General features: G+C 42.4%; 19 protein-coding genes and 1 tRNA gene. 9 read left to right on the top strand and 11 right to left on the bottom strand.

Annotated elements, in window-relative coordinates:
• Positions 1 to 297: 297 nt before the first annotated feature.
• The 4 genes from ACFGVS_RS30500 to ACFGVS_RS30485 are packed head-to-tail and all read right to left on the bottom strand — an operon-like array spanning position 298 to position 5,639.
• A complete protein-coding gene (locus tag ACFGVS_RS30500; protein WP_439696864.1) occupies positions 298 to 1,098 on the bottom strand; it encodes a DUF4350 domain-containing protein in 801 nt (266 codons plus the stop codon).
• 26 nt (positions 1,099 to 1,124) lie between these two features.
• A complete protein-coding gene (locus tag ACFGVS_RS30495; protein ID WP_439696863.1) occupies positions 1,125 to 3,293 on the bottom strand; it encodes an alpha-galactosidase in 2,169 nt (722 codons plus the stop codon).
• Positions 3,286 to 4,176 (bottom strand): AraC family transcriptional regulator, encoded by an 891-nt coding sequence (locus ACFGVS_RS30490; protein WP_090652528.1) that lies wholly within the window; start codon positions 4,174 to 4,176, stop codon positions 3,286 to 3,288. Before ACFGVS_RS30490 ends, ACFGVS_RS30495 begins: the two co-directional genes overlap by 8 nt.
• A gap of 35 nt (positions 4,177 to 4,211) precedes the next feature.
• A complete protein-coding gene (locus tag ACFGVS_RS30485) occupies positions 4,212 to 5,639 on the bottom strand; it encodes an alpha-L-fucosidase (protein ID WP_439696862.1) in 1,428 nt (475 codons plus the stop codon).
• An 889-nt stretch (positions 5,640 to 6,528) separates the two neighbouring features.
• Between ACFGVS_RS30485 and ACFGVS_RS30480 the strand changes: the two genes are divergently transcribed.
• On the top strand, positions 6,529 to 7,017 hold the full coding sequence (locus ACFGVS_RS30480) for a hypothetical protein (RefSeq protein ID WP_439696861.1): 489 nt from the start codon (positions 6,529 to 6,531) through the stop codon (positions 7,015 to 7,017).
• 149 nt (positions 7,018 to 7,166) lie between these two features.
• Here ACFGVS_RS30480 and ACFGVS_RS30475 read toward each other — a convergent pair.
• Positions 7,167 to 7,240 (bottom strand) — tRNA-His (locus tag ACFGVS_RS30475).
• Positions 7,241 to 7,356: 116 nt separating this feature from the next.
• On the opposite strand from ACFGVS_RS30475, the gene ACFGVS_RS30470 reads away from it, so the two are divergent.
• Together ACFGVS_RS30470 and rnhA are read left to right on the top strand one after the other, a co-directional pair.
• Positions 7,357 to 9,450, top strand: a complete 2,094-nt coding sequence (locus tag ACFGVS_RS30470) for a heavy metal translocating P-type ATPase (protein WP_439696860.1) — start codon at positions 7,357 to 7,359, stop codon at positions 9,448 to 9,450.
• Between the two features lie 106 nt (positions 9,451 to 9,556).
• The gene (gene rnhA / locus ACFGVS_RS30465) at positions 9,557 to 10,015 is read left to right on the top strand and encodes a ribonuclease HI (protein ID WP_439696859.1); all 459 of its coding nucleotides are present in this window, start codon (positions 9,557 to 9,559) and stop codon (positions 10,013 to 10,015) included.
• 351 nt (positions 10,016 to 10,366) lie between these two features.
• Here rnhA and ACFGVS_RS30460 read toward each other — a convergent pair whose 3' ends face one another.
• From ACFGVS_RS30460 to ACFGVS_RS30440, 5 genes are all read right to left on the bottom strand, one after another.
• Positions 10,367 to 10,861: a metallophosphoesterase family protein gene (locus tag ACFGVS_RS30460; protein WP_439696858.1), complete on the bottom strand. Its 495-nt coding sequence runs from the start codon at positions 10,859 to 10,861 to the stop codon at positions 10,367 to 10,369.
• A 562-nt stretch (positions 10,862 to 11,423) separates the two neighbouring features.
• Positions 11,424 to 12,083, bottom strand: a complete 660-nt coding sequence (locus ACFGVS_RS30455; RefSeq protein WP_439696857.1) for a tRNA1(Val) (adenine(37)-N6)-methyltransferase — start codon at positions 12,081 to 12,083, stop codon at positions 11,424 to 11,426.
• Between the two features lie 206 nt (positions 12,084 to 12,289).
• Positions 12,290 to 13,198: a ribose-phosphate diphosphokinase gene (locus ACFGVS_RS30450; protein ID WP_439696856.1), complete on the bottom strand. Its 909-nt coding sequence runs from the start codon at positions 13,196 to 13,198 to the stop codon at positions 12,290 to 12,292.
• A gap of 193 nt (positions 13,199 to 13,391) precedes the next feature.
• Positions 13,392 to 14,816 (bottom strand): nicotinate phosphoribosyltransferase, encoded by a 1,425-nt coding sequence (locus ACFGVS_RS30445; protein WP_439696855.1) that lies wholly within the window; start codon positions 14,814 to 14,816, stop codon positions 13,392 to 13,394.
• Positions 14,817 to 14,820: 4 nt separating this feature from the next.
• Positions 14,821 to 15,717 (bottom strand): NUDIX domain-containing protein, encoded by an 897-nt coding sequence (locus tag ACFGVS_RS30440; protein WP_274208855.1) that lies wholly within the window; start codon positions 15,715 to 15,717, stop codon positions 14,821 to 14,823.
• 406 nt (positions 15,718 to 16,123) lie between these two features.
• Between ACFGVS_RS30440 and ACFGVS_RS30435 the strand changes: the two genes are divergently transcribed.
• Positions 16,124 to 16,342: a hypothetical protein gene (locus tag ACFGVS_RS30435; protein ID WP_090649425.1), complete on the top strand. Its 219-nt coding sequence runs from the start codon at positions 16,124 to 16,126 to the stop codon at positions 16,340 to 16,342.
• A 624-nt stretch (positions 16,343 to 16,966) separates the two neighbouring features.
• A complete protein-coding gene (locus ACFGVS_RS30430; RefSeq protein WP_090649422.1) occupies positions 16,967 to 17,260 on the top strand; it encodes a DUF3892 domain-containing protein in 294 nt (97 codons plus the stop codon).
• Between the two features lie 5 nt (positions 17,261 to 17,265).
• Here ACFGVS_RS30430 and ACFGVS_RS30425 read toward each other — a convergent pair whose 3' ends face one another.
• Positions 17,266 to 17,733 (bottom strand): CYTH domain-containing protein, encoded by a 468-nt coding sequence (locus ACFGVS_RS30425; RefSeq protein WP_439696854.1) that lies wholly within the window; start codon positions 17,731 to 17,733, stop codon positions 17,266 to 17,268.
• A gap of 117 nt (positions 17,734 to 17,850) precedes the next feature.
• Between ACFGVS_RS30425 and ACFGVS_RS30420 the strand changes: the two genes are divergently transcribed.
• From ACFGVS_RS30420 to ACFGVS_RS30405, 4 genes are all read left to right on the top strand, one after another.
• Positions 17,851 to 18,792, top strand: coding sequence for a hypothetical protein (locus ACFGVS_RS30420; protein WP_439696853.1), 942 nt, complete (start codon positions 17,851 to 17,853; stop codon positions 18,790 to 18,792).
• Between the two features lie 65 nt (positions 18,793 to 18,857).
• Positions 18,858 to 21,326 (top strand): ABC transporter permease, encoded by a 2,469-nt coding sequence (locus ACFGVS_RS30415; protein WP_439696852.1) that lies wholly within the window; start codon positions 18,858 to 18,860, stop codon positions 21,324 to 21,326.
• A 146-nt stretch (positions 21,327 to 21,472) separates the two neighbouring features.
• Positions 21,473 to 22,432 (top strand): hypothetical protein, encoded by a 960-nt coding sequence (locus ACFGVS_RS30410; RefSeq protein WP_274208858.1) that lies wholly within the window; start codon positions 21,473 to 21,475, stop codon positions 22,430 to 22,432.
• A 233-nt stretch (positions 22,433 to 22,665) separates the two neighbouring features.
• A complete protein-coding gene (locus ACFGVS_RS30405; RefSeq protein WP_439696851.1) occupies positions 22,666 to 25,392 on the top strand; it encodes a carboxypeptidase regulatory-like domain-containing protein in 2,727 nt (908 codons plus the stop codon).
• Positions 25,393 to 25,436 lie beyond the last annotated feature (44 nt).

The raw sequence follows: 25,436 nt of genomic DNA, 5'->3' as shown, positions 1-25,436 counted from the left end.
AAATTATAATTACGGCTTGTTTATGCAATTAATTTAGCAATTTATTCATCTATATTGCTATCCGGTTGATTACACTAAAGTTAATTTGCAGGCTTTAGTATGTAAATTATTGAAATAAATTTAACTGGTTTATAATTTTTTCGACGCATCGGCAGGCCGTCATCTAAAAGTATATAAAAATTAAATCAGCGCAAAATATTCGATCAAAATCAATTGAAAATTTTCATTAACACCATCGTTAAAACATTTACTTAGTGCGCTTTACCGTTCTATAAACGAAAGTTTTAATGTAATGAGTTATTCCTTTTTGGGTATTTGCGACAAAAGCCATTGAGTTATATCCTCGGCCGCCTTATCATTTTCGAACCCCATCGAAGATGTCAGTCTTCCGTTAGTGTATTCATTATATATCCATGGGTCGCCAACTGCAAACACTATCCCCTTGCCATACCGCTCTGTGGCCACAATTACTTTACCGCTATCTGTAAGCGCAGGTTGGGCATTTAATGATAGTTTTATGGTTGCTATATCTTTTAAATAAACCTTGCGGGCTGTTTTAAATATAGGGTTACCCGGCGAAATAGCTATTGCTCCCATTTCAAATTGCTTGTCAATAACGTGCTTGTATAAATCATCGTTAAAATGGATCCCGAATTTTCCTGCCAGGTTGTTTAAATGAGGTAGTTCGGCATTAGCACTGTCATTTGCAAGCATTACCAGCACACCGCCTTTTTTGACCCAATCAGTTATCACTTTAATATGCCTCGATTCAATATAATTAGGATTGGCCGTTTCTTTCTTCGTATCAGGGTCAACAATAATATAAATATCAGTGCCTTTTAAACTTTCTGCAGTTGGTTCGGCCATAAGGCTTTTCAGGCTTGCACCATTTTGTTTAAAAATATTCCCCCATATTGAATATCCCGAACTTTTGGTATCCTCCCAGGTATAATGAAAACGCTCCATTGTACCCGATGCATTTTTACGATATTCATTATTAAAAAAACAATCAAGGGTAACCGCTTTAGTTTGAGCCTTTGCTGCAGGTATAATTAATCCTGCAAGCAATGCTATTATTGTGTATTGTTTAAATTCCATCAATAGTTTATATTAATTGTCTTTTATTAATTCTCTGCATTTATCTCTATTACCATACTGGTTAACGGTATTAATTTCCCCGGGGTTAAATTAAGCCCCATGGTCATCAAATAATCGCCGCTAAAAACACGTCCGTTTTCCGCAAGATTTGATTTGGCACCGGGCATAAGGTTTGTTTCTTCCACTTTATATTTTTTTTGACTATCCAGGCCCTGTAATCGTACCCTGTTAAATACTTCTTTATACCTGGTGTTAAGGTTGTAATTAAACAAAACCGCCTTTGATTTTTCTGCATTTACATACATGGCCACCATTCGGTTTTCATCGTAGGGAGAAATAATACGGTATAGATCGCCAAACCAAATGGTATTACTTAAGCGGTTATAGTTTTTATCCGCCTGTTTACTAAACTGCAATTCATCATCTGTCATTTTACTCACCTTAATATCATAGCCAAGTTTACCCATCATAGCAACATCCGTACGGAATTTGATAGATTGTTTTCCCCAGGATGTAACATGACTTGAGATAGTTAAGGCCGGGAAAAAATTACTATATCCCCATTGTATATACACGCGCTCTAAAGGATCGGTATCATCACTTGGCCAAAACTCGGTGAAGTATTTTAAAGCCCCATAGTCGGTACGGCCCCCGCCTCCCGAACAAAGCATAATAGGTAAATGCGGATATTTTTGCCTTATACGATCTAAGATTTTATAAAGGCTTAAAGTATAGTCGACAAACAATGCCGACTGCCTATCCTTTAAATACGGCGACCAGGTATTACTCATACTCCGGTTACAATCCCATTTAATATAAGCCAGGCCGGGATTTTTTGTTAGCATATCAACCACCGTATGGTATACATAATCGGCTACTTTAGGGTTTGTAAGATCTAACACCAACTGGTTACGTTGATAATTTTCATCTCGGTTGGGTAATTTTAAAATCCAATCCGGATGCTGCTCATATAATTCGCTTTTAGGATTTACCATTTCCGGCTCAAGCCAGATGCCAAATTTTAACCCTTTAGCTTCAGCTTGTTTAACCAAATAGCCTATCCCGTTTGGTAGTTTTGCCTTGTTCTCCTGCCAATCTCCTAATCCCGCTTTGTCGTTATCACGTGGGTATTTATTTCCGAACCATCCATCATCAAGCAAAAACAGGTCGACACCCAGTTTTGTGGCATCATCAAACAAGCCCACCAGTTCTTTTTCATTAAAATTAACATGTGTGGCCTCCCAGTTATTTAATAAGGTGAGGCGCGGTTTATTACCATCCAGTACACCATAATTACGTGCCCATTGATGTAAATTCCGGCTCGCCTGCCCCTTTCCTGTAGTTGAATAGGTGAAAATAAATGCCGGGGTTGTAAAGGTTTCGCCCTTTTTTAGCTTATAGGCTGATGCATAAGGGTTAATGCCCGATATTACCTGTAAGGCGTTACGTTCGTCTATTTCAAAATGGAATTGAAAATTGCCTGTCCAGGCTAATGTGCCTGCAAGTAGCTCCCCTGTTGTTTCATCTGCCGGTTTATTTAGCGCGAGGAAAAACACCGGGGTTTGATACATATCGGCACGGGTGCCTAATTTACTGTCAATCTCTTTTACGCCGCTTGTAAGCTTGCTTTCCTGCATTTTCATTTCAGAAGCCCAATCGCCATGAAATTGTGTAAGCCAATAATCTTTAGCCTCAAAATGCAGCATAGATGAGGCATAGTTTTCTACGTTTATTTCGCCTTTTTCATCATTTTTAATTTCAGTCCATGATTTTATGATATCCTCGCTACTAAAAGCCTGGTAGTGCAGTATTACCTGCACCGAATATTTGGGATCCTGCAGTAATATGTTGGTTTCTGAAATATTTTCGTCTGAATTTTTTGTTGTGTGGCTTACATACCTTAGTTCGAGCGATGGGTTACCATCGCTGTGAATTAAGCGGATGGCGGGTTGTAGCAGGTCTTCCATCCCACCGGCAATATAAGCCTCATGTTTATTATTAGGAATTAAGCTATTATCTGCCTGATTTAAAAACCGTTTCCCCAGGCATGCCTGGTATACCCTGTTATTGGCCCCGACCGTAAATACCAAATTTACATTTTTTGTGGCAATAATTATTTGCTTGTTGCTTTGTGCTTTTAAAACAGTACCCCCGCAAAAAAAAGCCAGGTAAATAAACAGTACTAATTTACTCATATGAAACTTTTGATTTTACCTGGATAAACTCTCTTTGATAGTTTAAAGGGCTTTTGCCGGTAATTTGCTTAAAGTATTTATGGAAGTTTGCAAAATTGTTGAATCCGCTTTCATAACATAATTGCTTTAATGGCAACCTATTTTCTATCAGTAACTTACAGGCATGCCCAACTTTAATCTCCAGCAAAAACTTAGAATATGTTTTTTGTGTGCGCGCTTTAAAATAACGACAAAATGAGTTAGGACTAACCCCGGCCAGTTCGGCAAGCTCATCCATGTGTATTTTGTTTTTGAAATTTGCCAGCGAATACTCATAAATTATATTAATGCCATCATTACGAGATTCCTCCACATTCGGGCTAAAACCAATTGACGATAAACAATCGGTGTGGTCGCCTTCGGCAATTGTATTCAATACCTCTATCAATAACAGTATTCGTTTTGCACCTTCGGCAGCCAGCAGCTTCTGCATAATTTCGGCAACCTGTTTTTTTACTTTACCGGTAATTTGTATTCCACGCCTGGCTTTTTCAAGCACGGTTTTTATGTTTTTGTTCTCCGGCAGTTGCAAAAAATCATTCCCCCAAAAATTTTCGCAAAAATGGGCCACCCTTATATCAACCTCGGCTTTTTCATCCCGTGAAAAATAGATATCATCAAAACGCCAGTAGTGCGGCAGGTACGATCCTACCAAAACAATATCGCCGGTGTTAAACTGCCGTATGTTATCGCCTATAAACTGAGTTCCACTACCTTTTTCAAAGTGGATCAACTCTACTTCGGGATGGTAGTGCCATTTACTATTAATAGAAGGAACCAGGTCCTGTCGTACACTGAAGGACCGCGCAGGACCGGATGATACTTTTAGCAATTGTGGTCTCATTTATGTTGATTTACTGTTAACGATAGTTCGGTTTATTAATCCAGCGCACCTGTTTTCATTTTTTCAGCCGGCCTGGCTGCCTGTGTATCTATAGGTCCTTTTACTTCCACCTTAATTACTGTGGCAATGTTATCTGTGGCTCTATCGGCTACATTTATAGTTATGCCGTCGTTACTTAAACCTGTTTTTAAAGTGCTGCCGCCGTCAAGCATTTTGGCGCCAATAATTTCATTTTTTAACCCGGGAATGGTTAGTTTCCCATCGGCAGGCCAGTTAAATACAGAAAAATACAGGATAGTATTTTTACCTTCAGGCTTCGATGTGCAGCGCCCCCAGCTCAGTGGTTGTAAAGGGCTTGCCTTGGTAGCGTAAATAGCTTCGCCGTTTACCTTCATCCATTCTCCCATCTTTTTTAAAGTAGTGATACTTTCCTGCGGAAACTCACCTTCGGCAGTAGGGCCAACATTTAACAGGTAATTCCCTCCTTTTGAGGCTATGTCAATCAGGTTATGGATTAGTGTTTCGGGCGTTTTCCATTTATGATCATAACTTTTATAACCCCAGGTACCGTTCATGGTCATGCAGGTTTCCCAATCCTTTCCATCAAGTTCGCTAAGGTTTGGAATTTTTTGTTCTGGGGTTTTATAATCGCCGGCAAAATTGGGGCGTTTAAGCCGGTCGTTGGTTATGATATTGGGTTGTAACTTTAATACGTCCTGAAGTTTTTGCGCAAACTCGTCGGTCATGGCTGTTGGTGTATCCCACCAAATTACCGCAACATCGCCATAGTTGGTAAGCAGCTCTTTTACCTGCGGTACGGCTACTTTATCAATATATTGCGCCATGGTGCTCGAGGTTTGAACAGGATCCCAATGGCCGCTGTTTTCTTTAGTATAGGCATCAATCTTTGCCGAATCGGGATTAGCCCAGCCTTCGCTGCTTACTTTACGTGCCGCTGCACCGCCGGGATTATTCCAGTCCTGGGCCTGTGAATAATAAAAGCCCAGTTTAATACCATATTTGCGGCAAGCTGCAGCCAATGGTTTTAAAACATCTTTACCATAAGGTGTAGCATCGGCAATATTCCATTTACTGGCGTTTGATTTAAACATTGCAAAACCATCATGATGTTTTGCCGTTATTACAATATATTTCATTCCGGCTTCTTTGGCCAGCTTCACCCAGGCTTCGGGGTTATATTTTACGGGATTAAACTTTTGGGCAAACTGTTGGTATTCGGCTACCGGAATTTTGGCCCTGTTCATAATCCATTCTCCGCCACGCCCTACTTCATGCCCCTTATACATACCCGCCAATCCAGCATAATCGCCCCAATGAATAAACATTCCGAAACGGGCTTCACGCCACCATTTCATACGTTCGTCGCGGGTAAGCTCTTTCTGGGCAAAAACAGCGTGCGTAAAAAATAGTAATAGCAAACAGGCTATAAAAGGTTTTTTCATATTGGTTAATTTTTGACGGATTAACCGCCTTGGTTTATAATGATTGCGATTATGCTGAATGGTTAATAAGCATGTGTTGCACTGCTCTTATGTTACCATACAATCGTAATAATGACTGGTACTATATTGACATATAATAATCTACGCAAACGTTGTAGTAACGCCAGACCTTGCGCAGCGGGAAATAAAAGATTAAACCAAGTGCTTATACTCCTTTTTTTAACGGGATGGGTAGGTGACAGTAGGTGGCAGCGCGACAAGCATAAAGACAACCGCAACGGAGATTTGCATCTGATCTGATAAAAGAGAATTACTATCCAGCGCACCAATTGCTTAATAAGACCTGAGCCAATGTTCCAGAAATAAAGTACCCATAACGCGATTACGCTTTTAGCACGTACATCCTCATCCTGTTGATAAAACCAGTTGGGGGCGGATTGTGACACCTGTCTCGACGGGCGCTCATGCCGTTTCTCGTTGATACCATGAAAAACAAGCTATTACGAAAAAAGAGACAAAAGACCTCTAAAAATCTCTTAACCCGTGAAGGGTGGATAACGGTTCATAATTCGAACCATTTTGTGAATTTGGTTGAAATTGGAGATTTTTCCAAAATTATTTAAAGCCAATAAATCTAACTCTGATTTAGATCTCATCAAAGCTGTAAGGCGATGAATTATTTTCGAGGCGCAGGTTTGGATTGTTCCGATCGTGTCGCTATTCGGGGCATCGGTGGTAAGCGAGTCGGAATTGCCTTGAGCAGAAGTCGCTACCTCCGTGCCCGCCAGCTTACCGCCCTATCTTTTCCCCAGCGGGCTATGAAGCAGCTTTACGAAAATTGGGCTGCTTTTTTTATTTTTGAGACCGTTAGCCCATCTCGGAAATCCACATGGATAAGTTTTTTAAAACACCTGATCAAATATCTGCTTTGATGCAGCATTGGTTCCTTTCCTATCATGGTAAGGATAGGAACTTCTTTACCGGGTCTGAAACTTTTACTTTTTTTGATCTTATACCTGAAGGGCTCCAACAGGCACTTCTTCGGCAAGCAAGTTTAGATGAGCTTGAAAAACCTGTATTCCTGCTTGATTGTGGCAATGCCGTATTCGTATTGAATACGACTCGTAGATTCATAAGGATCGGCGAATCTGATCTTGAGTCCGTTTTTTATGCAGACTTTGACGGGCATTATGGCTTTAATTCGATAGAGATAAAAGGAGCGGAAAAAGGAATCAAGACAGACGGATATGTTGCCGAGTTCGGCTTGGCAACCCAAAGTCGTAAAATTGTATACTGGTCGATCCCATCCGGAAGACCCGGATTTGCTTTTTGGAATGTTACGAAAAAATGCACACTTATAGGGAGAAAGTACCTTTAACAGGCGCCGAAGGCAACGAACTTATTGTTTTATAAGATTGACAGTCCCCTTATGTCTTCAGTATGATGTATGTCCTATTACCGAAACATAGATAAAAAAGCATAGATAATGGTACAAAAAAAGCCTCCCATTTTCATGAGAGGCTTTCGGGTAAATGATGGGGCTCGAACCCACGACCCTCGGTACCACAAACCGATGCTCTAACCAACTGAGCTACATCTACCGTTTGGAGAGTGCAAAAATAGAAATCTTCGGCCTATTTGCAAACTCTTTTTAAAATTACATTCAGCTTACCGCATTTATTTAGAACAATTTTAATTAATGGCTAAATTTGTCATTATGGCTGAGCAATTAATTGAACTGAATGTGACCGGGATGCATTGTAATAATTGCGCCATGTCTATTCATAAACTCCTTGAAAAAAAAGGGTTACATAATATATTGGTTGACTTTGCCGGCGAGGAAGTAAAATTTTCAACCGATGACGATTCCAAACTGCCCGATGTAATAAAAGGCATAGAAAATTTAGGATTTAAAGTAATTGACGATCTCAACCAGCATTCGCCGCCGTTTTATGAACTGGTAGAGAACAAATTTATCTTCTGCGCCATCTTTACAGCGCCACTTTTATTGCATATGCTGCTGCCATGGCATTTTCTACATCGGCCCATGGTACAGCTACTTTTATGCCTGCCTGTTTTTATTGTGGGCTGCCTGCATTTTGGAAAAAGTGCCTGGAACTCGGTTAAAGCTGGTGTGCCTAATATGGATGTACTTATATTTATTGGTTCCACATCGGCATTTGTTTATAGCCTTGCTGGTACTATTCAGGCTTTAGGCGGGCGATACCAGTTTTATGAAACCTGCGCTACAATCATCACATTGGTGTTATTGGGTAACGTTTTAGAAAAACGTTCGGTTACGCAAACTACGTCGGCAGTAAAAGATCTGATAAAATTTCAGCAGGTAAATGCCAACAGGATGGTGAATGGAGCTATTGAAATAATTAGCGCCAAAGATGTTCGCCCGGGGGATACCCTGGTGGTAAACCAGGGCGACAAGGTGCCCGTTGATGGCGAGATTCTTTCAGGCAACGCCTCTGTTGACGAAGCCATGCTTACCGGCGAAAGCATACCGGTTGAAAAAGATAAATATGATAAAGTAATTGGCGGCACTATAGTAGTTAATGGGAACTTCCATATGCTGGCCACCAAAGTTGGATCCAATACCGTCCTGTCGCAGATTATCGACCTGATGAAAAAAGCACAGGCGGCCAAGCCCCCTGTTCAGAAATTGGGCGATAAGGCAGCATCAATATTTGTACCTGCAGTTATATTAATATCATTGATCACATTTACGTTAACCTATTTTGTAGGCGACGCTGGCTTGCAAAAATCATTAATGAATGCCATTGCCGTACTGGTTATTTCATGCCCATGTGCTATGGGTTTGGCTACCCCCACAGCTGTTATGGTTGGCCTGGGGCGGGCTGCAAAAAATGGCATCCTGATTAAAGGGGGCGATACGGTTGAAGCTGTTGCAAATACCAAATACGTAGTTTTTGATAAAACAGGCACACTGACCACAGGGAAATTCAGCATTAACGAGATCAAAGCAGGAGCCGGTACGGACCTGGAATTAATCCGGGGCATAATCACCGCTATTGAAGAACGTTCAAACCACCCTATTGCCAAATCATTGGTCGACGGTTTAAAAAAACTACCGCAGCAAAAAGTGATCTTAAAATCTGTTCAGGAAGAAAAGGGGTTAGGAATGCGTGCCGAAGATGTACAGGGTAATCATTACTTTTTAGGCACTGCCAAACAAAACACCGAAGATCATTTTAACCTTTCGCTTTATAAAAACCAGCAATTACTGGCCCAGGTTGCCATAGACGACGAGATTAAGCCCGAAACAGCCCTACTGATAACGAAACTTAAAAAAATGGGAATTGTACCTGTACTTTTAAGCGGAGATAAAAAAAACCGCTGTTTGAAAGTTGCCAGCCAGATAGGTATTACTGAAGTTCACTCCGAAAGACTTCCCGATGAAAAGCTGAAGGTAATTGACATATACAAACAAAAGGGTAAAACCATAATGATTGGCGATGGCATCAATGACGCCCCTGCCCTCACCCGGGCTGATGTGGGCGTATCAATGAACGATGCCAGCCAGGTAGCTATCCAATCGGCAAGTGTGGTGCTGTTAAATACTGATTTACATTCAGTTGTTAAATTTTTGCAGATTAGTAAGCACACCCTGCTTACCATTAAACAAAACCTCTTTTGGGCTTTTGCCTATAACATTATAGCCATACCGGTGGCGGCATTCGGTTTTTTAAACCCCATGGTTGGCGCCTTTGCCATGGCTTTTTCTGACGTGGTGGTAATTGGTAATTCGTTGAGACTGAAGGTGAAGAACGTCGATGGCTGATAGACCATAGTCCATAGCATTCTCATTTTCCTATTTAGTTCATCTAAACATCAAACTTTGCTATTTTTGCCCATGGACCATTTACTATCGTCCATGGACCAACATCATGATCGAGATTTTTACAGACGGTGCATCAAGTGGTAACCCGGGACCAGGAGGATATGGGGTGATATTGCGCTCGGGGCAACATTATAAGGAGCTATCCGAAGGTTTTCGTAAAACTACCAATAACCGGATGGAGCTAATGGCCGTTATTAAAGGCCTGGAGGCGTTAAAAACACCTAATCAACAGGTTATGATCTTTTCCGACTCCAAATATGTGATCGACTCTATCGAAAAACGCTGGGTTAATGGTTGGGTTGCCAAGGGTTTTGCCGGCAAAAAAAACAAAGACCTGTGGATGCGCTATCTTGATGTAAGCAAACTGCACCAGGTAAAATTTACCTGGGTACGCGGCCATAACGGGCACCCCGAAAATGAGCGTTGCGACCAACTGGCTGTCGCTGCCGGTAAGCGTGCCCCGCTTCTTATCGACTCTGTTTTTGAGGTGGAAAACGCGAAGTAGTTTCTGTATAAAGCGTACACATAGAGTTAACAGCCTTTTACGATTGAAAACAGGTAATTTTCCCGTTTTTAGGTACTGTGTATAGCCAATAAAGTGTGTGTACCGGTATGGGATGGTACGACCTGGTACGGGGTGGTACACCCTGGTACGGGGTGGTACGCCATGGTACGGGGTGGTACGCCCTGGTACGGGGTGGTAAACTGTAATGTATGTTAAATCAATTAATATATAATTAGTCATTAGTCATTAGTCATTAGTCATTAGTCATTAGTCATTAGTAGCAATTTCGGGTTGAGATGATTGTTTTACTTTAACACGAAAAGCTATGAACCATGAACTATCAACGCCCCCCTACCTTCCCGCCAGCTCTATCACCTGCAAATCCTGAATCTTTTCGCCATCGATATTAAAACGCATCAGGGTGCGTACTTTGTGCCAGCCTTGTTTACCGGCCGCGCCGGGGTTAAGGTGCAGCAGGTGTAGCTTTTTGTCGGGTATCACTTTTAAAATGTGCGAATGGCCGGTGATGAATAGTTTGGGCGGGTTAGTATAAATTTCGGCCTTAATATGCTGGCTATACCTGCCCGGGTAACCACCTATATGCGTCATCCATACATCCACCTCCTCGCAGTTAAAACGCAGGTGTTCGGGGTAAACTATTCTTACATCCTTGCCATCTATATTACCATAAACGCCTTTTAAGGGCTTAAAAGCCGCCAACTGATCGGCCAATTCGATGGTACCAAAATCGCCGGCATGCCAAATCTCGTCACAGTTTTCAAAATGTTTAAAAACTGCTTCATCAAGGTAGCTGTGGGTGTCGGATATCAGGCCAATTCGGGTCATGGGGTAAAGATAGATGCAAGAGTCAAGAATCAAGAGTTAAGATTAAAAATAATAGCTCACACGGGCTGCAAGCCCGTGTGTATCATAATTTCAGCTTTCAGCTAAATTCCGTGAGCTGGAAGCTTACATAATGACTAACCACGAGTTACGCTGCGCTAAACTCGCGGCAGCTTTCAGCTGCACCGAAGTCAAAGGCTTCTGCAAGCATTACCCTGAAATTACGCTATGCTAACGCAGCGGAAGATGTCAGGTTTATTTTGACCATAAAAACACCAAGTTGATAATCATACTCATTGCGTACGATACAATAAAAGAAGCAATCAAAGTGGTACACATAACACTATTCTCAAGATACTTTTCCATTTTGTGCAATATGATTGCCACAACCCCAAAAAACACATAAGTAAATGCAGGCCAGACCAACTGTATCAAAAGTCTTTTATCACTTTGATGAGAGAACGAAAGCCTCGTTGTCATGGAATAGCTTTGGTAAGCTATAAATAAGCAGCCTAAAAATGGTACAATTAACAAAATTGTTAAGATTATTGATAGGTTTCTCATGCTAAAAGGCTAAAAAATAAGGTTGTAGTATAAGTTTATATTCTTCAGAATAAACGTTTACATCATTATAAATGGTTAAAGTAGCTATTTCTGTCGAAATTTCCTGGAAACCCAGCACCACAATTTCACGGTGAGGCTCATCATTTTCAAAAGACCTGATTTTGATATCTTTTTGCAAGTACAATCCGTATTTTGTGGCCAGGGCCTTTACTATATCTGCCGTATCCTGTGGTAACACCAACCAACAAACCCCATTTCCGTTAAGCTGTTTAGAAACAGTTTGAATCAATTCCTCAAAAAATCCTTCGCCAGCATGTTTGGCCTGGTTCTTTTTCGCGCCGGGCGATAACAGGGAATTGATGTAAAAGGGCGGATTGGAAACAATCAGGTCATATTTCCTGCCGGGATGTTCCTCAAAAAAAAATTTAAACCCCGAAGCATAAATCCTGAGCCTATCCGCAAAAGGGGAGTTTTTAAAATTACTTTCGGCAGTCTTCGCCGCGCTTTCATCAATCTCAACAGCATCAATTTGCGCGGTGGCAAAGCGCTGGGCCAGCATCAGGGCTATAACGCCTGTTCCGCTACCGATATCTAATATCGACATCGGGTCATCGGCGGCTGCCAACGCGCCAAGCAAAACACCATCAGTATTAATCTTCATGGCGCAACCAGTTTGGTCGACGCTGAATTGTTTGAAGTGGAACATTGGTGCGAATTTATGATATAATATGGATGAAGAGACAATTCGTCTTGCCGCTCTGTCATGCTGAGATACGAAGCATCTTTCGCGAACTTTGCAATTGACGATACATGGTGGCAAATAGATCCTTCACTGCGTTCAGGATGAGAGGACTATACATTCTTATCTCAAATCACCGAACAAATCAACTCCGCCAAACTGTTTACCTCCACAAAATCATCATTGCTGATGGCCTGCATATTCATGTGCGAATCTGAGCTGATGAGTTTTTTGATGAGGCCGCTGTTTTTTAATTTTTCTATGCCGTTGTTGATAAATAAACCATGGGTGGTTATTACGTAAATATCGCCTGCACCGGCATTTTTATAGGTTTGGGCGGCGTTGATGATGCTGCCCCCGGAGCGGATCATGTCGTCATAAATAATTACAGTTTTGCCGGCAACATCGGCGTTGATGGCGCTTACTTCGGTATGGTCGCCTTTTAGGCGACGTTTAAGTATGAAGGCAGCGTTTACGCCCATGTCGTTAGCTAACGATTCTACCCATTTGGCGCGGCCGGCATCGGTACTGGCCATTACAAAATTATCGCCTCCGTATTTCAGGGCTGCTTTTATCACCAGGTCTTTACAGTAAACGTGTACCGGGTACAGATCATGTTCAAAATAATACTGGATCCCTTCGGAATGCAGATCAAACAACACCACTTTGTTGCCCCTGTTTGATTTGGGAATGGCAGAGATGAGCCGTGCGCGGGTTTTGGCGGTTACAATCTCGCCGCTTAGTACGGCACGTTCCATGGTGGAGTAGCCAAAATATGGGATTACTAAGGTTAATGAATTGGCCCCGTAGCTCACCAGTGACGATGCCAGATCATACAATTCAAGCGTTGCTTCGTCGGTTACCGTACCGCCTATAAGGATAATATCGCGGTTTTCAATTGGCGACAGGATGCGCTGGTAACGTTCGCCATCGGTAAAGGTGCTTACCTCAATTTGTCCCTTTTCAAATGTTCCGCAGGCCATTACCTTTTGGGCCAGGTATTCATAATCTTTTATCGCGAACAGTAGCTTTTTCATGTTAATATTTTAATGGCACAGGTATTCTGTAAGGTCAAAAAGTGATGGCCCAGTGCGATTCCCTCCCATGGGAGGGTGGAGGGAGGGGTTTCTACTTTATGCTTTTACTCTTGCCTTATGGTTGGAGAAACCCCTACCTTCCCTTCCCCAAGGAAGGAATCGCACGCCCCCTTGCTCCCTTAAACCGAACTTTCTAACCCTTGTTGGCATTTACATTTGCCTTTACCTGCTCAAAACTAACAGTATTTATCAATTCCCCGTTCTTAAAAACGGTTTGCAACAGGTCTTCTGCTGCGGGCAGGTCATCTTCATTAACTGTTTTAAATGTTCCGTCTACCTTAATCAGCTTTAACCTGCCAGCTTTACTCTTTTTAAAGCTGGAGGTAATGTTGCCATCGGCATCCATTTCGGTCGGGCTTTTCTCCACCCTAACTTCCTGCCCGTTTACAATGGCGCAGCTGCATTTCAGGGCGAATTTCTGGGTATCGCGGTCAACTTTTTGAAGCAAAGCGCCTCCCATGCCCAGTACCAGGTTCTCGGCGCTGATGCCGTTTTCTTTTAAAGCTTTATAAATATTACCTATTTCGGTATAGTTTACGCCATCACCTTGTATTACCCTTACCTGTGAGGGCAGTACTTTGTAACCTTTGGCATTGATGGTAAAGCCAAATTTATCAAACAGGATATTGAAAATCTCTAACAAGGTCATCACCGGGTCGCCGCTATCCGGGCGGATCACCAGGGTGCCATCACGGTTCAATATCTCGTCGCGCAGCTCCGTCCCCCAGTATTCGCTACAGGCCTTAAATATATTGTAACTGTCAGATACGCAGGCAATAATCCCGGTGGGGAAAGTTTTTAATACGTGCCTGAAAACCTCCAGCTCTCCTTCCCTGCCCAATAATGTACAAATGCTATGTTCGGTAGCAGGGATGCTTAAGCCATAAACATTTTGGGCATTATAATAATTAATGGCCATTACAGAACCGGCCAGGTTATCGCTGCCTCTAAAATTAAGCAAATGGGCGGCTCCGCCAATCTTAGCACTCTCCACACTGCTTACGCCGCGGAAACCAAAATCGTTCAGCACAAAGTCTATACCGGCCTCTGCGCCGGGTGTGGCGGTCTCCTGGTAATATCTAACCACTACCCTTTTTATCTGGTTGCTTAATGTAGCTACGGTACATGGGTACCAAACCTGCATCAGCAGGGTTTCTAAAAAATTGGTGAGCCAGTAACATTCCGGGTCGGTATTTTCAATGGTCATCAGTACGTTGCCGGTAGGTACTGCGGTCCCTTCGGCTACAGCTTTTATCTTTACGGGCAATCTGCCGTTGTATTTATCCAGTATGTACTGGAACTTGCTTTTATCAAACACATCGTCCCTGCCAAACACCTGTTTTAAAAAGCCATCGGCTTCGTCCAAATCATGTTGGGTAAATGCAGGGCCTTGCAGGTATTCTTTCAAAAAATATTGCAGGCCGAAAAAAATGGTTTCATTAAACATCCCTCCCCTGCTTTCCAGGTAGCTGTAAATTTGGGTGGTGCCAGGATAATATAATTTATGGTGGGCGTACTTGTAGCCATCGGCCAGCAGTACTAAGTTTTCGCGTTTCATGGTGTTAATTGTTAAGGTATTTAGTGATGATCAATTTTAACATTTTGGCATGCTCATCATTAATCAGGCCGTTGCTTATCATTGGTGTAAGGTTTTCAATTTTAAACCAGGCTACATCTACAATATCGTCGTTAGCTACCGGCTCGCCTGATATATGGTCACAACTAAACAACAAGGTAATAATTTTATCGGCTTCGTTGCGGTAGCGCCAGTCGTTTACACGGTGGCTGGTTTCGTAGGTCATGTTGCCCACCTCCACTTTTCCACATTCTTCGGTGAGTTCGCGTTTGGCGGCGGCTTCGTAGCTATCGTCTTCCGGGTCGGCAAAGCCGCCTATAAAGCGCCATTTAGGGCTGTTGGCCTTTTTCCCTAATAACAGTTCGGTTTTATTGTTCCTAAACATGGCCACATCAACCGTTGGGTATACTTTGGTGTATTGGTTATAGTAAGCGTACAGGATGCCCGCGCGAAAATCATTGGAGTCGAAAACCTTATCGGCGTATTGTTTACGCAATTCGGTAGCATTGTAATCGCCGTGAGCGGGTAGTTCCACGGTTTCAAAATGGCCCTGGTAGTAAGGGATAAAGCTATCCCGGCTGCCAAACAGCGTGAAATTACCATTAGGGAAAACACTTTTGAGCAAGTTATCAAGATTATCAGACCACACCTTGTCGCTCGGATGATCGCTCACCGGCAGTACAATCACATCAGGGTATTCCCTTTTAATCATTTTTTCGCGGGTATGGTAATCATACGGGTTTTTCCGGCTGCCCATTACCGGGCTTACCCCAAGCAGGATAATCAATTTAGCATAATCCTTACTTACGGTATCTACCAGGTTTTTATGTCCATCGTGCAGGTACGGCGTTTGGAAGCGGGCAATAATTACGGCTATTTTCATCTTATTTGCGTTAATTATACGCAAATATAAATATGTGTTTCAAATACGCAAATTATTTTGGCTTTTTTTATATATTTTATGTAATCAGGCCCTGCAAGTTATCTGGCAGCCCGGTAAGGTTTCCCCCGGTTGGAGGTATTATACTATACTATTTTTTAAAGCCCTACCCTACTTGGGAAGGTACGGGAGGCGCTTAACCGGCAAATATCCTCAACTTAACGTCGTTAACGCGCCCCTTTACATTTTTTTATTAACAATGCCCTAAATGTGTTAACAAATTATTTATGTCAAATATTTTGAATTAAAAAATTTTAATGCATGTTTACACTGTAAAACCAATTGTGAGTATGCCGAAAACAATTCGGCGTTAATCGGGTTAACTTAAATTAAACAAAAAGAACTTATCATGGCAACAGAAAAAGGAAGCGGTATTACCGCGTATTCAGTGAAAACCAAAACTAAGAATGTACCAATGGTTGATCCGGTGATCGACATTAAATCTGGAAGGTATATTGCTACCGGTACAGATGGTGCAGGTAACAAAATGGCTGCAATCATGGGCAAAGCCACTGCCGAAGAGCATATTGCCAATGGTAACGCTAAAAAAGGTACTGGCTGGGCTTAATATTTTTATTAACCGCAAAAGCCCTGCTTAAGTTATACTTAACCAGGGCTTTTGTATTTTAAGGATATTTTGTTACCCATGACGCGTTGGGCTTACACAAACATTGGCTTAAACGCTGGCTACAACTCACCCCGGCTACGCTACGCTGGCCGACCCTCTCTCCGGCTGTGCCGCAAAGAGGGTGAAGCTCATTTTTTATTTTTTTGCCCCTCTATGCGCGAAGCGGAGAGAGGGGCAGACGGGCGTAGCCTCGTCGGGGTGAGTCGAATCGCCGCCATGCGATAAACGTAATTCCCACTTCAGAATCTGCGGATTTTGCTATTCAGGATGTCATAGGCGTTCTGCCAGGACGCTAAAAATAAAATAAGCAAATTACTTTGCGCCTTAGCGATCTTTGCGCGAAAAACCTCTTAAATTAATGGCATTGCCCTTCCCCAAGGAACAAATCGCACGGTCCCCTGCTTTTTTTGTTCCCAATACCCTGAACTTAGCGCCTGTAATGGTGCCTGGCAGACATTACCCATAAGTAAAACTACGTACGCCCAAATGGGTGAAAACACCTATTTCATCGCTTTTATTTTTGCTTTAATTTTATCGCACCTGATTATTTAAAGCATTTTAGCTATGGCTGTACGTATTCTTTGTATTAAAACTGATGTAACGCCACATGAAAACCCATACGTGGCAATAGATTCGCTGGAGTGGATTAACGAACGGATAAATGTTAAAGGGATAACCGAACGGGCAAAACTTTACGATTGGATAAAGAACGAGGACGGTGAAGCTTATATTATTGACGAACGCGGCAATAAAACCTGCCTAATACCGGCACTTTGCCCCAAAGGCAATAAATATGTAAAAACCGTTAGCGACGAATCTGAAACGGATATTTTACTGGGCCTGCCCGAATCGGCCTGATTTTGCTACCACCTGCAAAATGGCATTACCGATAAATTCGAATTGTAATACCTGGCGTCGCCGGTAACTTCGGTGGTAACCCAGGGCGGCAATATAAACTTTTCGTCTTCGCTTTCCAGTTCAATTTCGGCAACCAGCAAGCCTTTGTTATCGCCCAAAAATTCGTCAACTTCCCACACCTTGCCGGCAACATCAATCCTATATCTGCGTTTTTTCAGTTCGGATATTGCAAAATTATCCAACAGCTCTTCCCCATCTATGGCAGGGATTGCATACTCGTACTCTAACCTGCTTAAGCCGGTAGTACCGCCTTTTATAGTAATAAAGCCTTCATCGGGCGTTACGCGCACCCTGATAGTTTTACCAGGCTCGCTTAAAAGATAACCTTGCCTAAAGTACGTGCCTATTGGCTTTGGCATTTGTAACCATTGATCATGATCAACTAAAAATTTTCGCTCTATTTCAACTCCCATTTGTTTCTTGCTTTTACTATTTAACGGCCCGGCTGATGGTTAGTTTTAAAATTACCGGCTATGCAAATATTGTTTTATTAAATCAATAACCTATATTTAACTAAAATCCTTTACCTGATGATAACCCAAACGAAGCTACCTGTATTACTCCTGACACTTTTAATATTCTTTAACCTTGCCTGTAAACACCCTCCTGTTGTTAAACATAACGGCGAAAAAGACCTGATATCGTTTAAACCGGTATGGGGAGTGGCTTATTCAGAAATTTCGCGACTTACAGCAAACGGCCTTTCGTTTACAGACTATGGTTACCAGATGGAGCCTCAATGGCGTATCAACTTTGTATCCAACGATTCGGCAAGCATCTATAGCCCTACTAAGGGAAAATTCATCAACTTTCCGTTAACACGTGGCTACGACTCCATTTTTAATACCGCCCGTACCTGGCTTAAAGTAAAAGCAATGAACCGGGATAGCCTGAAACTGGAAATGATTAACTCGTATGGCGATACCGTTGATACTCGCGGGGAAAAATTGTACATGACCTTTTATGCCGATGATTACATTAAAAACACCTTGCACACCGATACCGCGGTGTTAAAAAGACCAAACCGCAAGGATTCGGTCTTCATCAGGGCGTTATCCGATGCGGCTAATAAAGACTACACCAAAGCATTTGCAGCCCGGCAGCCTGCTTTTTTAAGCAGTACAAGCCCTCGGGTTAAGGTGAAAAAATGGGTTGCCGAGGGCGATCTGCTTAATCACTTTGATACGTCTGATGACTATATGCACCCAACCTTTGATGTCGCGATAAGTAAGGCTCATGCTGATTTTTACTATTCATTCAGCGTGTATATTGATTCGGATGGGCAAATGCATTATAATCAACCGCTCATCCCCTTTCTTGGCCAATCCTTAAAAGACAACTATATACGGCAGTCTACCGCCGTCATGAACAGCTATTTAAAACATTACCTGAAAGTTACACCAGGCAAAACATTGAACATGCTGCATGCCAGCGAAATTAACATTCATGTGCAGGGAATAACGGGAATTTAATGACAGACGTCCAATAAACCCTTTAATTTAGCGTTAACCATCAAACCTATAATCAGTTAACAGCCATGATAAAAACTTACCTCAAATCAGCTATCCGGAATTTCTGGCGTCATAAACTTTTTACGCTTATTAATATCGTTGGCTTATCTGTAGGTATTAGCGCGGCGCTGGTTATTTACCTTGTAGTACATTTTGATTTTACTTTTGATAAATTCCATCATGATGGCAACCGCATTTATCGCGTTGTAACCAGTTATACATTGAATGGTAATTTATCGTACAGCAGCGCATCGCCTATACCGTTGGCCGATGCTGCAAAAAAAGAAGCAAACGGGGTAGAAACCGCGGCCCCCTTTGAAACCATAGCGCACCTTGATGTGGTAATCCCCAACAGCCAAACCGCTGGCACACGTTACAAAGAGCAGGACGATATGATTTATGCCGATGAACGTTATTTTAACATGTTCAACTATCACTGGCTTGCAGGCTCGGCCAAAACGGCTTTAACCGGTATTAACCAGGTGGTATTAACCGCGGCCCGGGCCAAACTATATTTTCCCAACCTTTCGCCTGCCGACGTGGTGGGTAAAACAATTATTTACGACAGGCACTATGACCAGCAAACTTCTGTGGTTACCGGCATTGTTGAGCAACCTCTCGGCAACACCGATCTTGCCTTTCATGATTTTATTTCTTATAACACCTTTAAGGCAGTCAAAACCCTGCAATATAAATTTACCGATTGGTACCCCAATACAAATTTAGCCTGGGACCAATATTTTATAAAAACGACAGTTGATGCAGATCCTATATCGGTTGAAAAACAACTAAATTCCATATTAAAAGCACATACTGCTACCGATCAGCAATTCAATCGTTCATCTTACCAGTTACACTTACAGCCACTTGCCGATATGCATTTTGACAGCCGGTACGGTATATTTTACAACCGGCCAACAGCCAATAAGCCAGCTTTATATGGTTTAATAGTAATCGCCATCATGTTACTACTGTTGGGTTGCATCAATTTCATCAACCTGACAACAGCGCAAGCTACCCAAAGGGCCAAAGAAATAGGCATCCGCAAAACATTGGGTAGCAGCCGTAAACAACTGGTATGCCAGTTTATGTTAGAAACCTTTTGCATCACACTAATGGCGGTTATAATATCAGCCGCGCTTACCCCGGTTTTGTTAAAGGCATTCGCTGCCTTTACACCGCCGGGCCTTAAGGCTAATTTTGCCAATCCGGGCATTACCTTGTTTTTGCTGGGGCTAACTATAATAGTAAGCTTGCTTGCAGGCTTTTACCCGGCCAAAGTACTGTCTGGATACAAAACGCTACAGGTACTTAAAAATCAATCGGGTAACGATAACTCGCAAAACCGGAACTCTGTTTTACGTAAGACACTAACCGTTACCCAGTTTGTTATAGCCCAGTTTTTTGTAATGTCAACAGTGTTGGTGAGCAAACAGGTGTACTATGCGCTAAATAAAAACCTGGGGTACAAAAAAGATGCTATCCTGATTATTGAAACACCATGGCAAAACAGGTCGATGCAGGTTCAGTACTTTTTCAGGAATAAATTAATGGCAATTCCACAGGTTAAACAGCTAAGCATGGGTATAGATGCACCTGCATCCAACTATACAGATATGGAGCAGGCCACCTACAACGATGGTAAAAAAGAAATTAAAACCGATGTATTACCTAAGTTTGGAGATGAAAACTACACCAAAATATATCACTTAAAACTATTAAAAGGCCGAATACTGGAACAACGGGATACATTGAGCGGCATGCTCATCAATGAAACTTATGCCAAAGCCATTGGCTTTAAAAACCCGGCAGATGCAATTGGAAAAGCTATATCCTTTCATGGCAAGCACCGTCAGGTAGTTGGCGTACTTTCTGATTTCCATCAATCATCACTACACGATGCCATCAAACCGGTTATATTGCTTATACAACCCGGACAGTATTTTAACCGCATTTTTCACATTGCCCTAAACCCACAAACCGCACCCGGTGACTGGGAAAAAGCTATAGCAGCCATGAACAGCTTATGGAAACAAAGCTACCCCGAACAGGATTTTGACTACCATTTTTTTGATGAAAATATAGCCGGATTTTATGAAAGCGAGCAACGCACCTCTACACTACTTAGCTGGGCAACCGCATTATCTATCATCATTAGCTGCCTTGGCCTTTTGGGCCTCACCATTTATACCACAAACCAGCGCACCAAAGAAATTGGTATCCGCAAGGTTATAGGCGCTTCGGTTAGCCAGATGGTAGTTTTGCTATCGAGGGAGTTGGCGCTGCTGATATTGGTTGCATTTGTTGTGGTAACACCAATAGCCTGGCTGGCCATGAATAAATGGATGCAAAGCTTTGCCGACCGTACTCCCATTAGCTGGTGGATATTTGCCGCGAGTGGCGGCGGGATGCTTGTTGTAGCCATCATAACATCAAGTTTTCAAACCGTTAAAGCAGCAATAGCCAATCCCATAAAAAGTCTTAAAAGCGAGTAGTTAATTCGTCAGTTCAGGAATGAATTCATTCATTGGTAAACCATTTTGAGATAGATGGGAAGAACTATTTCATCCGAAATCCCAAAGTTTCAAAATCTAAAAGTCCCTTTTAGCAGTTTATTGAATTATATATATCTTTAAGGCGTATGCTATCTATCAATATAAAAACAATAAAACTGGCTGGTTTTATACTGCTTACTATCATCTCCATTATACAAACCGGCTGCAGTGGCGGCCCCGGTAATAAAAAAAAAGAATTAATAGATTTTAAGCCTTATAACGGCATCAACTATTCTGAAGTAAAACGCAGGCAGAAAAACGGACTGTCTTTTAACGAATATGGCTACCAGCTGGAGCCGCAATGGAAGCTTAAGTTTGTATCAGACGATTCGGTAAGTATTTATAGCCCTACCAAAAAAGCTTTTATCAACTTTCCCCTAACGCGCGGGTACGATTCTATTTTCAATGCTGCCCGCTCCTGGCTAAAGGTGCAAAAAATGACCAAAGACAGCCTTATCCTTGAAATTATCAAACAAAAAGGCGATTCGCTTGACATTAAGGGCACTAAAGTGTACATGACCTTTTATGCCGATAATTATGTAAAAAACGTATTGCATACCGATACATCCACACTAAGGCACCCCAGCCGGCAGGATACTTTGTTTATCCGCTCATTAGCGGTAAAAGCAAATGCCGATTATAAAAAACAGTTTTCGGCAAGGCAACCGGCCCTAATTACCAGCAAAAGCCCGCAGGTAACGGTTAGCCGACGCACTACAAAACCCACCATCGAAAACAATTTCGACCCGTCCGACGATTACCTCGACCCTACTTACGATATCGTGATCAACAAGGCTTACAAAGATTTTTACTATTCATTTACCATGTATATTGATGATAAGGGCGGCATGCATTACGGCAAGCCCCTTATCGACCTTGATATCAGCGGGCCCGAATTTACCGCGGCCTATAACAGGATGGCCAATGGTATTATGGATAGTTATTTTAAGTTTTATCTTAATATAAAACCGGGCTCAACCCTGGGTATTATACATTCCAGCATGGTATCTGTACATGTTGAAGGCAAAACGGCACCTGCAAATTAGGGTTGCTCTGCTGCCATTTTTTATTAAAAAAGTAACAATCATGTTATTTTCTGTGCTATGCTATCAAATGGCTTTAACTTTCGCAGCGCGAAACAATGCAGCGTATTTTTAAGCGTTCATTGTAAAACATAGTTCAAATCCTGCCAGTTTGTAAAAAAATGTTAAATGCCGTATGCACCCCGTATGCAACAGCCCTAAATGTTTATATTAGCCCCGTTAGCCGCTTTATATTAATGATATCAAGAAAATTTTTACTCGTAGCATCGCTGTTCTTATGTTTTAGTTTAGCCGCAATGGCCCAGCAGGATAGCATCCCTATTAATACCGTTATTGAAAAAACCGCCAAGTACGCTACGGCTTTTCCGATAGAAAAAGTTTACCTGCACCTGGATAAGCCTTATTACGCCGCCGGCGATACCATATGGCTTAAAGCCTATGTAACGGTGGAGAAACACCAGCCTTCGGCCTTAAGCGGCATTGTTTATGTTGATTTGCTAAACAGCCAGGATTCGGTAATTGCAGGCCTCAGGCTACCCCTAAAAAGCGGCTTTGCCAACGGCAACATTACACTGGATGGCGAAACCATTAAACAAGGCGCCTACCGAATAAGGGCATACACCAACTGGATGCGTAATTTTGACGCCGATTATTTTTACGACCGCACCATTAACATCGGCAATGCGCTTGATAACAAGGTAAATACCTTTATCAGTTACAAAAGCTCGGGCAAAAAGGGCGGTATGATTAAGCTAAACGCCAATATTGTTTATAAAGACCCTACAAGTGCGCCTTATGCCGATAAAAAAGTAAGCTGGCAATTGGTGCGCAACGGCGATCCTATAGCCAAAGGCAAAGGCACTACCGATGCCAAAGGCAACTTATTGGTTGAACTGCCAGAAAACGACGCCCCAACGCTTACATCTGGGTCGTTGGTAACTGCTATTGACATGGGCGACCGCAATTTTGTAACCAACACCTTCCCGCTAACAGGATCGATAACTAGTTTTGACGTACAGTTTTTTCCCGAGAGCGGCCAGCTTACCAACGGCGTACGTACCAAGGTGGCGTTTAAAGCCATTAACGCCAAAGGGTTAGGCGTCGATATTAAGGGTACAATAACCGACGATGCCGGAGCCGAAGTAGCCACATTTACATCGGCCCACCTGGGCATGGGCATATTTGGCATGACGCCCGAAAGCGGCAAAACATACACAGCCAACGTAACTTTTCCCAATGGCTCTTCGGCTACCTATAAACTGCCCCGGGTGCAAAATATGGGCATAGGCCTTATGGTAAATAATAGCGACCCCGATAACCTTAATATAAAAATTGCAGCCAACGATGTATTTTTGCAACGCAAACAAAACAAAAGCTTTTACCTGGTAGCACAAAGCGGCGGCGTGATATATTACGCGGCATCTACTGTGTTAAAAGATCAAAGCTACTCGGCAGCTATTCCAAAATCAAAATTCCCAACTGGTATATTGCAAATCACGTTATTTTCGTCGGGCGGCTACGCGTTGTGCCAGCGATTGGTGTTTATTCAACATAACGATCAGCTGAGCCTAAATTTGAAAACTGATAAGCCATCGTATACGGTACGTCAAAACGTAAAAATGTCGGTAACGGCAGTTAACAAAACAACCCCGGTTGTGGGCAGTTTTTCGGTGGCTGTTTTAGACGATGCCACCATCCCATCTAACGAAAATAACGAGCAAACCATTTTAAGCTATATTCTGCTTACATCCGACCTTAAGGGATATATCGAAAAGCCTAACTATTACTTTAATAAACCCGACCAGGAAAAGTCAGATAATCTTGATATACTGATGCTTACCCAGGGTTATACCCGCTTTAATTATGAGGATATACTGGCCGATAAAAACCCGCCCATATACACTGCGCCCGAGCAGGGAATCGAAGTATCGGGTATATTACGCACCAATACCGGGCTGCCGGTTAGTAAGGGCAGCATCCGCCTGATTGTACCCGATAATAATTTTTCGGCCGAAACCCTTACCGATATGGCGGGCAACTTCAAGTTTTCGGACGTAATGGTGAGGGATACCTCAAAAATTACCCTGAGTGCCCGCAACAACCCCAACGGCCGCAACATGGTAATAAACGTTAACGGAGAGCTATATCAAAAGGTAAATAAAAACCCCAATGTAGCCGATGAAATTGTGAATATCGATAGCGTTATACGCCCGTACCTGGAAAACAGCCACAAACAATACCAAAACTCAAGAATACTTAAAGAGGTAGTAATTAAGGCCAAAACCGTTGTTAAAAAAGCCAGCCATAATGATTATGGCACATTTTCCGGCTTAAGCCCGCAAGCCGATCATGAAATAAAGCCGGAGCAACTGAAAGGCTGCCCTATTTTGATCAATTGCTTAAGCACCATGGCGCTTGGCTTAACTTATGCCGATAATAACTTTTATGTAACCCGCGATTACAACCAGGGAAAAAAAACAACACCGGTACAAATTTATATTAACAGCGCCCAGATTGATGTTACCAACCTTGCATCAATGAGTGGCGACGATGTAGAATCTGTAGAGATATTTTTGAACGATGGCTTGAGCGGCATAAACCGTATAAACGGAACAAAAGGGGTGATGATCATCCACAAAAAGGTGATCAAAACTCAAAAAATTTCCCTGTCGCAATTAATGGCTTTGATACCCAAACAAAACGTAATTACGTTTGCCGTACAAGGTTATAGTAAGGCCAAAGATTTTTACGTACCTAAATACGAAGTTGGCAAAAGCAGCGTAATAGGGCTCGATCTCAGGAACACCATTTACTGGAACCCTAAAGTAATTACCGATAAAAACGGCGTTGCCACCTTTAACTTTTACAACAGTGATGCTCGCGGCTCGTATCGGGCCATTATTGAAGGTCTTGATGGTGATGGCAATTTAGGCAGGCAGGTAATACATTTTAATGTGAAGTAGCTTTTTTGCAAGGCAGCGAGTGGACTCACCCCGACGAGGCTGCG

The sequence above is a fragment of the Mucilaginibacter sediminis genome (genome assembly GCF_051903035.1).
Taxonomy (GTDB): domain Bacteria; phylum Bacteroidota; class Bacteroidia; order Sphingobacteriales; family Sphingobacteriaceae; genus Mucilaginibacter.
This window is presented reverse-complemented; position numbering and strand designations above follow the sequence as displayed.

Coding starts and splice junctions, on each gene's coding strand:
- ACFGVS_RS30500 (WP_439696864.1), bottom strand. CDS start 1,098: ATGGAATTTAAACAATACACAATAATAGCATTGCTTGCAGGATTAATT.
- ACFGVS_RS30495 (WP_439696863.1), bottom strand. CDS start 3,293: ATGAGTAAATTAGTACTGTTTATTTACCTGGCTTTTTTTTGCGGGGGT.
- ACFGVS_RS30490 (WP_090652528.1), bottom strand. CDS start 4,176: ATGAGACCACAATTGCTAAAAGTATCATCCGGTCCTGCGCGGTCCTTC.
- ACFGVS_RS30485 (WP_439696862.1), bottom strand. CDS start 5,639: ATGAAAAAACCTTTTATAGCCTGTTTGCTATTACTATTTTTTACGCAC.
- ACFGVS_RS30480 (WP_439696861.1), top strand. CDS start 6,529: ATGGATAAGTTTTTTAAAACACCTGATCAAATATCTGCTTTGATGCAG.
- ACFGVS_RS30470 (WP_439696860.1), top strand. CDS start 7,357: ATGGCTGAGCAATTAATTGAACTGAATGTGACCGGGATGCATTGTAAT.
- rnhA (WP_439696859.1), top strand. CDS start 9,557: ATGATCGAGATTTTTACAGACGGTGCATCAAGTGGTAACCCGGGACCA.
- ACFGVS_RS30460 (WP_439696858.1), bottom strand. CDS start 10,861: ATGACCCGAATTGGCCTGATATCCGACACCCACAGCTACCTTGATGAA.
- ACFGVS_RS30455 (WP_439696857.1), bottom strand. CDS start 12,083: ATGAAGATTAATACTGATGGTGTTTTGCTTGGCGCGTTGGCAGCCGCC.
- ACFGVS_RS30450 (WP_439696856.1), bottom strand. CDS start 13,198: ATGAAAAAGCTACTGTTCGCGATAAAAGATTATGAATACCTGGCCCAA.
- ACFGVS_RS30445 (WP_439696855.1), bottom strand. CDS start 14,816: ATGAAACGCGAAAACTTAGTACTGCTGGCCGATGGCTACAAGTACGCC.
- ACFGVS_RS30440 (WP_274208855.1), bottom strand. CDS start 15,717: ATGAAAATAGCCGTAATTATTGCCCGCTTCCAAACGCCGTACCTGCAC.
- ACFGVS_RS30435 (WP_090649425.1), top strand. CDS start 16,124: ATGGCAACAGAAAAAGGAAGCGGTATTACCGCGTATTCAGTGAAAACC.
- ACFGVS_RS30430 (WP_090649422.1), top strand. CDS start 16,967: ATGGCTGTACGTATTCTTTGTATTAAAACTGATGTAACGCCACATGAA.
- ACFGVS_RS30425 (WP_439696854.1), bottom strand. CDS start 17,733: ATGGGAGTTGAAATAGAGCGAAAATTTTTAGTTGATCATGATCAATGG.
- ACFGVS_RS30420 (WP_439696853.1), top strand. CDS start 17,851: ATGATAACCCAAACGAAGCTACCTGTATTACTCCTGACACTTTTAATA.
- ACFGVS_RS30415 (WP_439696852.1), top strand. CDS start 18,858: ATGATAAAAACTTACCTCAAATCAGCTATCCGGAATTTCTGGCGTCAT.
- ACFGVS_RS30410 (WP_274208858.1), top strand. CDS start 21,473: ATGCTATCTATCAATATAAAAACAATAAAACTGGCTGGTTTTATACTG.
- ACFGVS_RS30405 (WP_439696851.1), top strand. CDS start 22,666: ATGATATCAAGAAAATTTTTACTCGTAGCATCGCTGTTCTTATGTTTT.